Origin of the sequence: Mycobacterium sp. pUA109 (assembly GCF_041287095.1) — a bacterium.
Taxonomy (GTDB): Bacteria; Actinomycetota; Actinomycetes; order Mycobacteriales; family Mycobacteriaceae; genus Mycobacterium.
Window position 1 is genome coordinate 180,000 of sequence record NZ_JBGGKS010000006.1, and the last position, 13,960, is coordinate 193,959.

Sequence of the window (13,960 nt, forward strand, 5' to 3'; positions counted from 1 at the left end):
AACCTCGTCCGAGCTGTGTCTTTCAACTTGCCCACGACTCGTTGACGGGTCGATGGCTGGCGATCAGCCTTGGGGCATGACGGTGCAAAGCGATCAGCTCGGCCTCGAATTGTTCGAGGACGAGTTCATTCAGAATCCCTATCCGCTGTACCAGCGGATGCATGCGAGCGGGCCAGTGCATTCGATTGGTGACTCGGGGTTTCATGCGGTGTGCGCCTGGGATGCGATCAATGACGCGGTTGCCCGTCCCGAAGACTTCTCTTCGAATCTGACCTCTGTCATGACCTACCAAGACGGCAAGGTCGGCTCGTTCGTGGCGGGTGAACTCGGCGGCGAGATACAAGCTCTCGCGACAGCTGATGACCCCGCTCATGCCGTTCACCGCAAGCTGTTGGTGCCTCAGTTTGCCGCCAAAAGGATCAGAATCCTTGAGCGCCGTATCCACAATGTCGCAGACGAACTGTGGAACGTTGGCGTGCAGGACGGTGCCATCGAGTGGATGTCGGCGATGGCAAATCGTCTGCCGATGATGATCGTTGGCAATCTGATCGGGCTTCCCGACGATGACGCTGATCGGCTGATTGGTTGGGGGTTTGCCGCTACGAAAATCGTCGAAGGACTTGTCGGCCAGGAAGAGCTGGATGGTGCTTGGGTCGCCACCATGGAACTGGCCGCTTACATCAGCGACCACTTCCGCCGGGCTGCTGCCGATCCACAGGACAACCTGCTTGGTGACCTTGCCATCGCCCGCGCCGCAGGCGAACTGGGAGACCTCACCGCGCTAAACATCATGGCGACACTATTCGCCGCCGGCGGAGAATCGACCGCATCGTTGATCGGGTCCGCCGCGCATGTTCTAGCGAGCCGTTCAGATGTTCAACAACAACTACGCGAGAACCCTGAGCTCCTGGGTATCTTCCTTGAGGAAGTGCTTCGTTTCGAACCACCGTTCCGTGAGCATTACCGAACCGTGGTGCACGACACGACCCTGTGCGGTGTGGACCTGCACGCAGGAGACCGGCTGCTGCTGTTGTGGGCGGCGGCCAATCGCGACCCCTCACACTTCGAAGATGCCAACGAGTTTCGACTTGATCGCCCTCGCGGCAAAGGGCACATCAGCTTCGGCAAAGGTGCGCACTTCTGTGTCGGCGCTGCCCTCGCGCGCCTGGAAGCATCAATTGTGATCGGCGAACTCCTCAAACGCACATCGCACATCGAGGCATCCGAGACAGGCCGCTGGCTGCCCAGTCTTCTCGTTCGGCGACTCGAACGACTCGAACTCGCCGTCTCCTGATGACCCGTTACGGCCTGTTCGCACCGACGCTGCCCGACGACCACGGACACCAAATTCCACGGCGCGGGTGACCTGTGGCCCCGGTACCGGCTGGTCACACAGGACACGTCCGAGTCGCCGGGGGACACGGCGCCGCAGCTGTAGGCTGGGCGCTCGTGTACGAGGACCTGTTCGTGGTGGATGTGGAGGCGACCGCCCCGACGCCGATGACCGGGGTGATGCCCTGTTTCGGGGCGGTGCACGTCGTCAGTGGACGCACCTTCTACGGGCATCTGTACCGGTGGCGTCACGATCATGCCGGACTACCCGTGCTGGAATTCGGCGCCGGCGGGGCTCCGATCGCCGAACCGTACTGGGCGGTCGACGGCCAAGACGCGCCGCGCGCCGAGCATTCGGGCGACGTCGCCGCCGCGTTGCAGGCCTGGGTCGGTGGCTTCGAGGTCGCCCGACCCACGCTGGTCAGCGACAACAATGGCTTCGATGCGATGTGGCTGAACTGTTTCACCGACGGTGCGGGGCTGGGCCTGCTGTTTGGGCATTCCAGTAGGCGCATCGGCGACTTCTTCGCGGGTACCCGCGGCCGGTGGGCCGACCAGTCGTCGTGGAAGTCGTTGCGTCGCACCGCGCATACCCATCACCCGGTCGACGACGCGATCGGCAACGCCGAGGCGCTGCGGGTGATCCTCGGCATCGGTTAGCGGTGTCGGTCGAATTCCGCGGCTCACGGATGATCGTGATGATCCAGTGCGCCGGGCAGGCCGCGCTCGCGAACCCAGGCGTGGTGCAGCTTGCCCAGTTCGGTGCTGGGTTCGGGCGACGCCCGCTACTTGCTCGGCGTCGTCGACGAGGAGATCGAGCTGCTGCAGATCGCCGCGCGCACCCCGGCCGGGCGCTCGACCCGGCTCGACACCGCCTACGCCGCCCTCATCGACGGGCTCAACACCGAACTGGCCGACTGGATGTCGGCGTGGAAACGCCAGCTGTCCCAGGATGATTGCGCCGTGCTGGCGGCGCTCGGGGTCAGCGGAATCCTCGGCATGCGCTTCACGACCGGTCTTATCCACCGGGCCCACGCCGCGATCCCCGATGAGCGTTACCTCGCGGAATGGACCGCGGTCATCGCCGCTCGGCTGGACAACTTCGATTGACTCTGCGCTGACCAGGCGCTCTACTCGAACTTTTGTCTGGTAGGCGCAGAATCAACGGCCAAAGACGAGGCGATGCTCAGATCAGGCCCTGGGCCAGCATGGCGTCGGCAACCTGGGTGAACCCGGCGATGTTGGCGCCGGTGATGTAATTGCCGGGCGCGCCGTACTCCTCGGCGGTGGCCAGGCAGCGGTCGTGGATGCCGTGCATGATGGCGGCCAACCGCTGCTCGGTGTAGCCGAATGTCCACGAATCGCGGGATGCGTTCTGCTGCATCTCCAGTGCGCTGGTGGCGACCCCGCCGGCGTTGGCCGCCTTGCCCGGAGCGAAGATGACCCCCGCCTCGGCGAACGCCTTGACCGCGTCGGGCGTGCACGGCATATTCGCGCCCTCGGCGACGATGCGGCAGCCGTTTTTGATCAGCCGGGCGGCGTCGGCGGCGTTGAGTTCGTTGTGGGTGGCGCTGGGCACCGCGATGTCGCAGGGGACGTCCCAGGTCAACCGGCCCGCGACGAAGTCCGCCGCGCCGCCGCGGCCGTCGACATAGGCCTGCAGCCGCTCCCGGCGCTGCTCTTTGACCTCTTTGAGCAACTCCAGGTCGATGCCCTTGTCGTCGACGACGTAACCGGAAGAATCCGAGCAGGCCACCACGGTGCCCCCGAGCTGATGGATCTTCTCGATCGCGTATATCGCGACGTTGCCCGACCCGGACACCACCGCCCGCTTGCCGTCGAAGGAATCGTGCGCGGCTTTGAGGATCTCGTCGACGAAGTACACCGCGCCGTACCCGGTGGCCTCGGTGCGGACCTGCGACCCGCCCCAGGTCAGGCCCTTGCCGGTCAACACCCCCGACTCGTAGCGGTTGGTGATCCGCTTGTACTGGCCGAACAGGTAGCCGATTTCGCGGCCGCCCACTCCGATGTCGCCGGCCGGGACGTCGGTGTATTCGCCGATGTGGCGGTAGAGCTCGGTCATGAACGACTGGCAAAACCGCATGATCTCCCCGTCGGAGCGGCCCTTGGGGTCGAAGTCCGAACCGCCCTTGCCGCCGCCGATGGGCAGACCGGTCAGCGAGTTCTTGAAGATCTGCTCGAAACCGAGGAACTTGATGATCCCGAGGTACACCGAGGGGTGGAAGCGCAGTCCGCCTTTGAAGGGGCCCAGCGCGGAGTTGAACTCCACCCGGAAGCCCCGGTTGATTTGCACGGCACCGTGATCGTCCACCCACGGCACCCGAAAGATGATCTGTCGTTCCGGCTCGCACATCCGGCGAATCACCGCGCTATCGGTGTACTGCGGATGTTTGGCGACCACCGGCCCGAGGCTGTTCAGCACTTCGTACACGGCCTGGTGGAATTCGGTTTCACCGGGGTTGCGGCGCAGCACCTCGTCGTAGATATCGTGCAGTTTTCCGTCCAACCCGGTCATGGCCCGCCTCTTCCTCACACGTGTCGGCTCCGCATGGTGAGGTTAACGACCAGCGCGCGCCACGCCCGATCCGGGGCGATTGCCCCGCCGCGGTCGGGGCCATAACCTAAATCAGACGACCTCGACCTGGTTGGGGGCTATGGGTGGCCGAACTGACGGTGCGCGCCGACGAACTCGCGGCCATGGACATTTTCCAGGGATGTTCGGCCGAGGACTTGGCACCGCTGGTCGCCCGGCTGCAGCCGCTTCGCGCCGCCACCGGGCAGGTGCTGATGCAGCAGGGCGAGCAGGCCGTCTCGTTTCTCCTGATCTCGTCGGGAACTGCGCAGGTCAGACACCGCCGCGAGGACGGCGTCGTGACCCTGGACGAGGTCTCCGCCGGCATGATCGTCGGCGAGATCGCGTTGCTGCGCCACATTCCGCGGACCGCGACCGTCAGCACCACCACGCCCCTGACCGGCTGGATCGGTGATGACCAGGCGTTCGCCGAGCTGGTGCACATCCCGGCGGTCATGGACCGGCTGGTGCGCACCGTGCGTCAGCGCCTGGCCGCGTTCATCACCCCGATCCCGATCCAGGACCGCGACGGCGGCGAACTGCTGCTGCGCCCGGTGCTGCCGGGGGACCGGGAGCGAACGCTGCACGGGCACGTCCAGTTCTCCAACGACACGCTGTACCGCCGGTTCATGACACCACGGATCCCCAGCCCAGCGCTGATGCACTACCTGGCCGAGGTCGACTACGTCGACCACTTCGTCTGGGTGGTGACCACCCTGGACGGATCCCCGGTGGCCGACGCCCGCTTTGTCCGCGACGAGGACGCCCCGACCGTCGCCGAGATCGCGTTCACCGTCGGTGACGCCTACCAGGGCCGCGGTATCGGCACCCTGTTGATGGGTGCGCTCGCCGTCGCCGCCCGGGTGGGTGGGTTGGGAAAGTTCTCCGCGCGGGTGCTGTCCGACAACCTGCCGATGCGCGCCATCATGGACCATCACGGGGCGTTCTGGCAGCGCGACGAACCCGGGGTGGTCACCACCGTCATCGACGTGCCGCCCCTGGCCGACCTGCCGTTGGGCCAGCAGCTGCTCGAGCAGGTCGAAGACGTTGCCCACCAAGTGATCCAGACATTCGGGTGACGCGGAGAACGCGACTGGCTGCGGCGGTGGTGGTGCTGATGGCCGGGTGTGGCCATCCGCCGCAACACGGGCCTGAGGCGTCGGGCCGGGCCACCCCGTCGTCGCACATCAACCCGGCCAATATCGGCCGGGTCCGCGGCGCGATGCCGCCTGATTACGAGGTCGGCGGGCTCACCGGGGTGTCGTCACCGGCCGCGCTCTGGGGTCTGCACGGGGCGTGGACGGCCGATCCGCCGCCCTGCGCGGTATTGGCCGATCCGCTCGGCGAACGGGCCGGAACTGCCCGCGGGGTGTCGGGCTCCGGGCCGGGCGGGCTCAGCTACGCGGTGGTCGCGGCGTCGACGACCGGACCGGTGACCCTGGATCGGGGCCGGCTGGGGGAGTGTCCGCACTGGACCATCACCCAGGGGCGCACCACCGCCCGGGTGCAGGTGATCGACCCGCCCCGCATCGACGGCGCCGACACCGTCGGCCTGGCCAGCGCGATCAGTACCTTCGTCGAGGGCGGCACCCAAATCACGTCCCGCGCAGACACTTTCACCGCCTACCTGGGTGACTACTACGCATTCACCGCCGTGGTCGCCGACCCCGGCGCCCCGCATCCGGCGCTGGGCGCGGGGTTCGCCGCCGACCTGCTGAAGAAAACGGTGTCCGCTTTACGGAGCTGAGCGCGACCGGTTGGGTAGATTGACCACGATGCTGAACCCGAAGGCTGTACTCGCGATCGGATGTGCGTGCTGGCTGGCCGCCTGCGGATCCGATAAATCAGCGGAGTCGGTCTCCGCCGACATCACCAAGGTCAACGCCGTCAAATCCAGTTTCGGCCCGGAGTTCAAGGTCAAGGACTTCGGGAAGACGGGCATCGACCCCAAGATGCTGTCCAACCGCAAGCTGCCGGAGGGGGTGAAGTTCGACCCCGCCAGCTGTTCGAAGTTCGCGAACGGCCAGCAGTTACCCGACGGCACCCAGGGCAACATGGCCGCGGTCGCTGCCGAGGGAAACGGCAACCGCTTCATCACCATCGCCCTGCAAACATCCGAACCGGTCCCGGTTACCGAACCGCGGCGGGGCTGCGAGACGGTCAAGTTCTTCGAAGCCCACGTCAACGGGGTCATCCAGGCGGTCGACGCGCCGAAGATCGACGGGGTGCGCACGCTTGGCGTCCACCGGGTGGTGAAGGCGGTGGGCAAAAATGGGCAAACCCGCGCCGGCGAACTGTACACCTACTCCGCGCACTTCGGTGACTACCAGGTGATCGTCACCGCCAACCCGCTGGTGCTGCCGAACAAACCCCCCGCCAAGGTCGACATCGAACGGGCGAAGAAACTGCTCACCGACGCGGTGGCCGCGGTCCGCAGCTGAGTTTCCCGCAGCTCAGCGCACGTCGCGGGGCCGGAACTGGATGCTGATCCGCGGACCGGTGCGCCTCGACGTCTTGGGAATCGCGTGCTCCCAAGTCCGCTGGCAGGAGCCGCCCATCACCAGCAGATCGCCGTGCTGCTGCGGCAGGCGCAACGACGGTCCGCCGCCGCGGGGCCGTAACGCGAACGTGCGGGTGGCGCCCAGGCTGACGATCGCGACCATGGTGTCCTCGGTGCTGCTGCGGCCGATGGTGTCGCCGTGCCAGGCGACGCTGTCGGAGCCATCCCGGTACAGGCACAGCCCCGCGGTGGTGAACGGCTCGCCCAGCTCACCGGCGTAGATGTCGTTGAGCCGGCGGCGCAGCAGGGTCAACGCCGGATGCGGGGCCGCTTCGACGGTCAGGTCGTGAAAGCTCACCAGCCGCGGCACATCGAGCATCCGCTCATACATCTGGCGGCGCTCGGCCCGCCACGGCACCGTCGATCGCAGGGCGTCGAACAGCTCGTCGGCTTCGGTTGCCCAGTTGGAGCGAATGTCGAGCCAGGCGCCGTCGCCGAGCGCTCTTCGTTCGGCGACGTCGAACAGCGACTCCTGTACCGGTATCGCCACGTCGGCCAGTTTATCGCACGCCTGTTCGAGTTGGCTGTCGCGTTGAGATTGCGTTCAGGGCTGCTGGTGCGCCGATTTCACGACCCTAGGCGCAGTTTCACCGGATGGCCGCGGCGGGCAAAGGCCTGCGCGACCCGATGCAGGATGAAGCGTCGGCTGTGTTCGCGCACCACGTGGATGTCGATCCAGCCTGCGCTCTCGATCAGCTCAGCGCGGCCGATGCCGTGCACGTAGCACGCCCGGTCGCTGCTGTGGTGCTGGCCGTCGTAATCGAGGCCGACCATCGGCGCGTCGTAACCCATATCGATGACGGCCTCATTGAACCCGTCGGTCACCCGTATTTGTGTCCTGGGCGGCGGCAGACCGGCGTCGATGAGGAGCAGCCGCAACCATGTCTCCTTCGGCGATTCGGCGCCCCCATCCATCAGGGCGAGCGCGACCTGCGACCGTCCTAGCCCGCGCGCCTTCGGGTACCGTTCGGCCAGTAACAGGGCGTGATCGGCTTTCACGTCGGTTGCGCGGGCCAGTGCGTCGAGGTGTCGGACCGCGACATCGCGCGGCAGATGCCGTCCGAGATCCAGCGCGGTCCGCGCAGGACTGGTCACGAGCATCCCGTCAACGTCGACGATTTCGTCGGCGGCTATCCGTTCGTTGCGCACCACAATTCCCGGCGGTGGGCGGCCATTACGCCAGATCATCTCGATCGGGGTGGTTGTCTCCACCCACTGCGCGCCGTGCACGGCGGCCGCTGCCCGCCCGGCGATTACCCCGTTGCGGCCCGACCACAGCCAGGCACCGACGGTATTGCGCCGCAGCGTTGGTGGCGACGCCCGCGGGGCATAGACATTGGGAAATATCGCGGTGTAGTGCCAGCGCAACTGGCCGCGGGTGAGCGCGCCGCGAGCGAGCATCTCCCGCCCGATGAATGCCTCGGCCATGCCCCGATGCTGGTGGCCGGCGGCGATTTACGTGTTCCGGTTGCACCTAGGGCTGTGGATAGCACCGAATCCACAGCCCACGCCGCAATCTCGACGTCAATCGGGGCAACGTCATCGCCAGCTGGGCAGCCAGATCTCCATATTCCAGGTGCTCTGGGAGATGGGCTGGCCGGTGAGCACCGGGAACAGCCAGGCGAAGTTGGTCAGCACCATCGCGATGTAGCAGCACACCACGATCAGCCCCAGGGTGCGGCGCTCGGCGCCCTGGCCGGGTTGGTAGAGGATGTCGCCGAGGATCACCGCGAGCGCCATCACCAAAAACGGCGCCATGACCACCGCATAGAAGAAGTACATCTGCCGGTCGATGTCGGCGAACCAGGGCAGCCAGCCGGCGCAGTAGCCGACCAGGATCGCCGCGTAGCGCCAGTCGCGGCGCACCGCCGTCCGCCAGGTCGCGTACAACAGCACCGGCACCGCCAGCCACCACATGGCCGGGGTGCCGACCAGCATCACCGCTTTCACACACGACTGCGGCCCGCAGCCGGGCACGTTTTGCTGGTCGATGGCGTACAGCACCGGCCGCAGCGACATCGGCCAGGTCCACGGCTTGGACTCCCACGGGTGGTAGTTGCCCGCCGCATTCGTCAGGCCGGCGTGGAAGTGATAGGCCTGATACGTGTAGTGCCACAGCGACCGCACCGCGGCGGGCAGCGGGAACGCGGTGTCCGGGCCGATGGTGTGGCCGATCTCGTGACGATCCACCGCCGTTTCGGAGGCGAACCACGGCGCATACGAGGCCAGATACACCCCGAACGGGATGAGCAGCAACGCATACAGTGTCGGGCCCACGTCGCGGCGCAGCGTCCCCAGCCACGGCCGCAGCACCCGGTATTGGCGGCGCGCCGCCACGTCGAACGCCAGCGACATCAGCCCGAAAAACAGCACGAAATACAGGCCGGACCATTTGGTGGCGCACGCCAACCCGAGCAGCACCCCGGCGCCGAACCGCCACCAGCGCACCCCGAGTCGCGGCCCCCACGGCGTGTCGGCGCTGCGGCCCTCGGTGAGCACGGTGTGCATCCGTTCCCGCACCTGGTCGCGGTCCACGATCAGCGCCCCGAACGCGGCCACCACAAAGAACGTCAAAAACCCGTCCAGCAGCGCGGTGCGGGCCGCGACAAAGCTGACGCTGTCGGCGATGAGCAGCAGCCCGGCGATCGCGCCCACCAGCGTCGAGCGGCTGATCCGGCGCACGATGCGCGCCACCAGCGCCACCAGGACCACGCCGAGCAGCGCGCCGGTGAACCGCCAGCCCACCCCGGTGTAGCCGAAGATCGCCTCGCCGACCGCGATGAGTTGTTTGCCGACCGGGGGGTGCACCACCAGACCGAAGCCGGGGTTGTCCTCGACCCCGTGGTTGCCCAGCATCTGCCAGGCCTGCGGCGCGTAGTGCTTTTCGTCGAAGATCGGGGTGCCGGCATCGGTCGGCGAACCCAGGTTCATAAACCGCGTCACCGCCGCCAGCGCGGCGATCCCCCCGGTCATCACCCAGCCGTTGAGCCGGTCGACCGGCCCGAAATCCGGGACCGGCACCAACGGGCCGGGGCTGATGACGGGGACCACGCGCTCCGGGGCGGGGGCTGCAGGGGCTACAGCGGGCGGGGCGGTCATCACCCACGATCGTAAGCTGTGCGCCATGGGCGGCGGTCGACTGTTGCTGGGCGCGACCCCGCTGGGTCAACCCGCCGACGCGTCGCCGCGGCTGGCGGCCGCGCTGGGCTCCGCCGACGTGGTGGCCGCCGAGGACACCCGGCGGGTGCGGACCCTGGCGTCCGCGCTTGAGGTCCGCATCGCCGGCCAACTGGTCAGCCTGTTCGACGCCAACGAGGCCGGGCGGGTGCCGTCGCTGGTGGCCGCCGTCGAATCGGGGGCCACGGTGCTGGTGGTCAGCGACGCCGGGATGCCGCTGATCAGCGATCCGGGCTACCGGCTGGTGACGGCGTGTGTGGCCGCCGGCCTGGCGGTGAGCTGCCTACCCGGCCCGTCCGCGGTGACCACCGCGCTGGCGGTGTCCGGGCTGTCGGCGGAAAAGTTCTGCTTCGAAGGCTTCGCCCCGCGCAAGGCCGCGGCCCGTCGGGCGTGGCTGGCGACGCTGGCCGGGGAGCGGCGCACCACGGTGTTCTTCGAATCGCCGCGCCGGCTGCCGGCGTGCCTGCGCGACGCCGTTGAGGTGCTGGGCGCCCAGCGCGCCGCGGTGGTGTGCCGCGAGCTGACCAAGGTGCACGAGGAAGTGGTGCGCGGATCGCTGGGCGAGCTGGCGGACTGGGCCGCCGCCGGCGTGCTGGGGGAGATCACCGTGGTGTTGGCGGGGGCGGAGCCCAAGGCCGATGTGGCGACCCTGGTCGCCGAGGTGACGGCGTTGACCGACGACGGCGTCGGCGTCAAGGACGCCTGCGCGCAGGTGATCGCCGCGCATCCGGGTGCGCCGTCCCGCCGCGAACTCTACGACGCGGTGCTGCGATCACGGGCTTGAGGCCGTTGGACTCTGCGCTCAGGGCGTCAAAGTGCGAGTAGCCCTCGCCGTGGACGCAGCGTGAACGGGTTCCGCGTTGAGCCCGACGACCGGTGCGGCCTTATCCAGGCATTCCTGCCATTCGGCGTCCGGGTCGGAGTCGGCGGTGATACCGCCGCCGACCCCCAGCACGGCGCCGCCGACCGCGTCGAACTCGACGGTGCGAATCGCCACGTTGAGCTCACACCCGGCCACCGGCGACGCCAACCCCACGGTGCCGCAATACACCCCGCGTCGGTGCGGCTCCCAGTGCGCCAGCAGTTGGCGGGCCCGCAGCTTCGGTGTCCCGGTGACCGAGGCCGGCGGGAACGCGGCGTCCAGCAGCGCCGACATCGGCGCCGCCACCGGCACCCGCGCCGTCACCGTCGACACCAGATGCCACACCCCGGGCGCCGGGCGCACCGCTAACAGTTCGGGCACACTGACCGTCCCGGTGACCGCCACCCGGCTCAGGTCGTTGCGCACCAGGTCCACGATCATGATGTTTTCGGCGACGTCCTTGGTCGAGGCGCGCAGCGCCGACGGGCTGGCGTGCCGGGGCAAGGTGCCCTTGATCGGGCTGGAGGTCACCACGTCGCCGCGGCGGCGCAGGAACAACTCCGGCGACAACGACGCCACCGCGCCCCAGGCGCCGGCGAGGAACGCGGCCCGCGCCGGTGCGGTGCGCTCGACCGCGTCGGCGAAGAAGTCCAGCGGGGCTCCGCGGACGGTCCCGGTGAGCTGGGTGCACACACAAGCCTGGTAGATCTCGCCGGCCCCAATGGCTTCCAGACAGTCCAGCACCCCGGCCCGGTGCCGGTCGCGGTCGGCGTCGACCCAGTCGATCCGGCAGTGCCGCGGCGGGGCCGGGGTCGCCAACGCCTCGGCCAGCCAACCTTCCATCGGCGTGTCGGACAGGCTTTCGTACCACCACTGTCCGTCGCCGTCGCGGCGCAACACGCAGTCGGTCCAGCCGCCGGCGGCGTGCGGTATCCGGGCCGGCCGGCCCGCGGCACCGGCGTCCGGGTAGGACAGGTAGCCGATCCAGCCGCCGCCGACCGCGGTGGTGTCGGCGCCGGGTGCGACGGCGAACGCGTCGGCGGGGTCGACGGGCTCGATCGCCACGCTGGGGGCGATCACCGCCCGCGCGCCGAACCAGTCGCCGGTCAGCGCCGCCGGCGGCGGCAACCGCAGCCGGGTGGTGACCGCACCGACCGCGCGCAGCACCTCGCCGGCCTCGCCTAAGGCGCCGAGCCGCTCGATTCGCACCGTCCTAGCTTGCGGTGTCCGGCGAGCAGACGCAAAAGACCCCGTGGCGGACGGGGCCTCAGGCGCGGCTGATCTCGCGGGTGGCGGCCAGCGCGGCCAGCTTGTCCGGGTTGCGCATCGCGTAGAAGTTGGTGATCAGCCCGTCGACGATCTCCACGGTGAACACCCCCTCCAACCGCTCGGCGCGGTACAGCAGCACCGCGGGGGCGGCGTTGCAGACCACCATCTGCACCCGGACGTCGGGCAGCTGCAAACCCCTGCTGACCAGCCCGACAAGCCCGCGGGCGACCTTGTCGGCCCCGATCACCGGCCGGCGGGCCGCGCTGGCCTTGCCGCCGCTGTCGGCGGTGTACACCACGTCGGGGGCCAGCATGGCCATCACGGCCTGCACGTCACCGCTGGCCGCCGCGGCCATGAATTCCGCGGTGATCCGCGCGTTCTCGTCCGGGTCGACCGGGGTGAACCGTGGCCGTCGGGCCCGCACATGTTCGCGGGCCCGATGCGCGACCTGACGGGACGCCGCCACGGATTTGCCTACCGCGGCGGCGATCTCGTCGTAGTCGAAGCCGAACACCTCGCGCAGCACGAACACCGCGCGTTCATCGGGGCTCAGCGTCTCCAGCAGCACCAGCATCGCCATCGACACCGATTCGGCCAGCAGCACATCGGCCGACGGGTCCTGCTCGGTGAGCAGCAGCGGTTCGGGCAGCCACGGCCCGATGTAGTCCTCGCGGCGCCGGGCACCCGCCCGCAGCGCATTGAGCGCCTGGCGGGTGACCAGCTGGGCCAAATACGACTTGGTGTCGCGAACCTCGGCGAGGTCGACCTCGGCCCACCGCAGGTAGCTGTCCTGCAGCACATCGTCGGATTCGGTTGCCGAACCCAGGATTTCGTAGGCGATGGTGAACAGCAGCCGCCGCAGCGCGGTGAACCGTTCGGCGTGCTCGGCGGTGCTCGGCGCGGTCGTCATCTACACCATCTCGTCCTGTTCGGCCGGGACCGGCCGCCGGCCACCCTTGACCCAGAACACCGAGGCCGGTTTGGCCGCCGCCCGGCGAATCGACCACACCGTGGCCTTGCAGACCGCTTCCTTGAGCGCCGCGCCCAGCCGCCCGCCGAGGTAGGCGTTGATCGGGGTGTCGTCGAGGCGGGCGAACTGGATGGTGGCGGCGTGGCGGCCCAGGGCGAGCGCCTGACCGGTGAATCCCTGGTTCAGCGCGGCCGGTTCGGTGCCGGCGATGCGGCTCACGACGGTGTTGGCGGCTTGGGCGCCCATCGGTCCGGCGGCCTGGCAGCTCATCCGCAGCGGTTGTCCCGACGGGGCGGCGGCATCCCCGGCCGCCACGATCCACGGGTTGTCGACGCTGGTCAGCGTCTCGTCGGTGAGCAGCCGGCCCAGCGGGTCGGTGGCCAGACCGCTGGCGGTGGCCAAATCCGGGACACCGAAGCCCGCCGTCCACACCGTCACCGCGCTGGGCAGCATGCTGCCATCCTGCAGCACCACCGCATCGGGACGCACCTCGGTGACCTTGGCGGATTCACGGACCTCCACGCCGAGCCGGCGCAGCGCCTTGGCCACCGAGCGACGGCCCGGTGCCGACAACGACGGCGCCAACACGCCACCGCACACCAGCGTCACGGCCCGGCCCTGCTCGGCCAGCTCCGAGGACGTCTCGATGCCGGTCAAGCCGCCGCCGACCACGGTCACTGGGGCATCCGGGGGCACCTCGTCGAGCCGGTGCTGCAGCCGCTGCGCCGGCTCGAATTCGGCCACCGGGTAGGCGAATTCGGCGGCGCCGGGCACGCTCGCCGGCACCGCGCCGGTGCTGCCGGCGGCGTAGATGAGGTAGTCGTAGGTCAGCTCGCGACCGGAGGCCAAGTCGACACGCCGGTCGGCGGCGTTGATCCGGGTGGCCTTGTCGACCAGCAACTGGACACCGTCGCCGAGCAGGGTGCCGTAATCGACGGTGGCCCGGTAGGTGCCGGCCACGTGCTGGTGCAGCCGGATCCGTTCGACGAACGCCGGCCGCGGGTTGACCAGGGTGACGTCGATGTCCGGCCGCACCCGCAGGTGGTTGGCGGCCAAGGTGCCGGCGTAGCCGCCGCCGATGACGACGACGTGGGTGCGGGTCATGGTTGTCTCCTGCCTGTAGCTGGTGCCCTCAAGACACCGCGGAGACACCGGATGTGACAGCGTGTGACCGGAGTCACTGGCGAGCGAGGCGGG

At 68.7% G+C, this 13,960-nt stretch carries 14 protein-coding genes; 7 read left to right on the forward strand and 7 right to left on the reverse strand.

Translation table 11 applies throughout. The features are described 5' to 3' along the window. The first annotated feature begins 76 nt into the window (after positions 1-76). From ACAG26_RS09545 to ACAG26_RS09555, 3 genes are all read left to right on the forward strand, one after another. Positions 77-1,294, forward strand: a complete 1,218-nt coding sequence (locus ACAG26_RS09545; protein WP_370481567.1) for a cytochrome P450 — start codon at positions 77-79, stop codon at positions 1,292-1,294. A gap of 155 nt (positions 1,295-1,449) precedes the next feature. Next, positions 1,450-1,992, forward strand: a complete 543-nt coding sequence (locus ACAG26_RS09550) for a hypothetical protein (RefSeq protein WP_370481568.1) — start codon at positions 1,450-1,452, stop codon at positions 1,990-1,992. Positions 1,993-2,082: 90 nt separating this feature from the next. Then, positions 2,083-2,442 carry a hypothetical protein gene (locus ACAG26_RS09555; RefSeq protein WP_370481569.1) on the forward strand — a complete coding sequence of 120 codons (360 nt, stop codon included), beginning with the start codon at positions 2,083-2,085 and terminating at the stop codon, positions 2,440-2,442. Positions 2,443-2,518: 76 nt separating this feature from the next. On the opposite strand, the gene gdhA is transcribed toward ACAG26_RS09555, so the two are convergent. Continuing rightward, positions 2,519-3,868 (reverse strand): NADP-specific glutamate dehydrogenase, encoded by a 1,350-nt coding sequence (gene gdhA / locus ACAG26_RS09560; RefSeq protein ID WP_370481570.1) that lies wholly within the window; start codon positions 3,866-3,868, stop codon positions 2,519-2,521. Between the two features lie 143 nt (positions 3,869-4,011). Between gdhA and ACAG26_RS09565 the strand changes: the two genes are divergently transcribed. From ACAG26_RS09565 to ACAG26_RS09575, 3 genes are read left to right on the forward strand one after another with little or no spacing between them, the layout of a single operon-like run. Then, positions 4,012-5,004: a GNAT family N-acetyltransferase gene (locus ACAG26_RS09565; RefSeq protein ID WP_370481572.1), complete on the forward strand. Its 993-nt coding sequence runs from the start codon at positions 4,012-4,014 to the stop codon at positions 5,002-5,004. Further along, the gene (locus ACAG26_RS09570) at positions 5,001-5,672 is read left to right on the forward strand and encodes a DUF5642 family protein (RefSeq protein WP_370481573.1); all 672 of its coding nucleotides are present in this window, start codon (positions 5,001-5,003) and stop codon (positions 5,670-5,672) included. The genes ACAG26_RS09565 and ACAG26_RS09570 overlap by 4 nt, the downstream gene beginning before the upstream one ends. Before the next feature lie 28 nt (positions 5,673-5,700). Further along, complete coding sequence (locus ACAG26_RS09575; RefSeq protein ID WP_370481574.1) at positions 5,701-6,366, forward strand: DUF5642 family protein; 666 nt, start codon at positions 5,701-5,703, stop codon at positions 6,364-6,366. A 12-nt stretch (positions 6,367-6,378) separates the two neighbouring features. On the opposite strand, the gene ACAG26_RS09580 is transcribed toward ACAG26_RS09575, so the two are convergent. From ACAG26_RS09580 to ACAG26_RS09590, 3 genes are all read right to left on the reverse strand, one after another. Continuing rightward, entirely contained in the window at positions 6,379-6,975 is a 597-nt protein-coding gene (locus ACAG26_RS09580; protein WP_370481576.1) for an alpha-ketoglutarate-dependent dioxygenase AlkB, read from the reverse strand. Positions 6,976-7,052: 77 nt separating this feature from the next. Then, on the reverse strand, positions 7,053-7,913 hold the full coding sequence (locus ACAG26_RS09585) for a hypothetical protein (RefSeq protein WP_370481577.1): 861 nt from the start codon (positions 7,911-7,913) through the stop codon (positions 7,053-7,055). 111 nt (positions 7,914-8,024) lie between these two features. After that, complete coding sequence (locus tag ACAG26_RS09590; protein ID WP_370481680.1) at positions 8,025-9,536, reverse strand: dolichyl-phosphate-mannose--protein mannosyltransferase; 1,512 nt, start codon at positions 9,534-9,536, stop codon at positions 8,025-8,027. A 73-nt stretch (positions 9,537-9,609) separates the two neighbouring features. Here ACAG26_RS09590 and rsmI point away from each other — a divergent pair, with 73 nt between their 5' ends. Continuing rightward, positions 9,610-10,446, forward strand: coding sequence for a 16S rRNA (cytidine(1402)-2'-O)-methyltransferase (gene rsmI / locus ACAG26_RS09595; protein ID WP_370481579.1), 837 nt, complete (start codon positions 9,610-9,612; stop codon positions 10,444-10,446). A gap of 18 nt (positions 10,447-10,464) precedes the next feature. On the opposite strand, the gene ACAG26_RS09600 is transcribed toward rsmI, so the two are convergent. The 3 genes from ACAG26_RS09600 to ACAG26_RS09610 are packed head-to-tail and all read right to left on the reverse strand — an operon-like array spanning position 10,465 to position 13,867. Beyond that, positions 10,465-11,733 carry an aminodeoxychorismate synthase component I gene (locus ACAG26_RS09600; protein ID WP_370481581.1) on the reverse strand — a complete coding sequence of 423 codons (1,269 nt, stop codon included), beginning with the start codon at positions 11,731-11,733 and terminating at the stop codon, positions 10,465-10,467. A 58-nt stretch (positions 11,734-11,791) separates the two neighbouring features. Continuing rightward, positions 11,792-12,703, reverse strand: a complete 912-nt coding sequence (locus ACAG26_RS09605) for an RNA polymerase sigma-70 factor (protein WP_370481582.1) — start codon at positions 12,701-12,703, stop codon at positions 11,792-11,794. Next, on the reverse strand, positions 12,704-13,867 hold the full coding sequence (locus tag ACAG26_RS09610; protein ID WP_370481584.1) for an NAD(P)/FAD-dependent oxidoreductase: 1,164 nt from the start codon (positions 13,865-13,867) through the stop codon (positions 12,704-12,706). It lies immediately after the preceding gene. Between the last annotated feature and the right edge of the window lie 93 nt (positions 13,868-13,960).

What these genes read in the sequence shown, in the direction of transcription:
- ACAG26_RS09575 (WP_370481574.1), top strand. Translation starts at nt 5,701, where the DNA reads ATGCTGAACCCGAAGGCTGTACTCGCGATCGGATGTGCGTGCTGGCTG.
- ACAG26_RS09605 (WP_370481582.1), bottom strand. Translation starts at nt 12,703, where the DNA reads ATGACGACCGCGCCGAGCACCGCCGAGCACGCCGAACGGTTCACCGCG.
- ACAG26_RS09585 (WP_370481577.1), bottom strand. Translation starts at nt 7,913, where the DNA reads ATGGCCGAGGCATTCATCGGGCGGGAGATGCTCGCTCGCGGCGCGCTC.
- rsmI (WP_370481579.1), top strand. Translation starts at nt 9,610, where the DNA reads ATGGGCGGCGGTCGACTGTTGCTGGGCGCGACCCCGCTGGGTCAACCC.
- gdhA (WP_370481570.1), bottom strand. Translation starts at nt 3,868, where the DNA reads ATGACCGGGTTGGACGGAAAACTGCACGATATCTACGACGAGGTGCTG.
- ACAG26_RS09545 (WP_370481567.1), top strand. Translation starts at nt 77, where the DNA reads ATGACGGTGCAAAGCGATCAGCTCGGCCTCGAATTGTTCGAGGACGAG.
- ACAG26_RS09610 (WP_370481584.1), bottom strand. Translation starts at nt 13,867, where the DNA reads ATGACCCGCACCCACGTCGTCGTCATCGGCGGCGGCTACGCCGGCACC.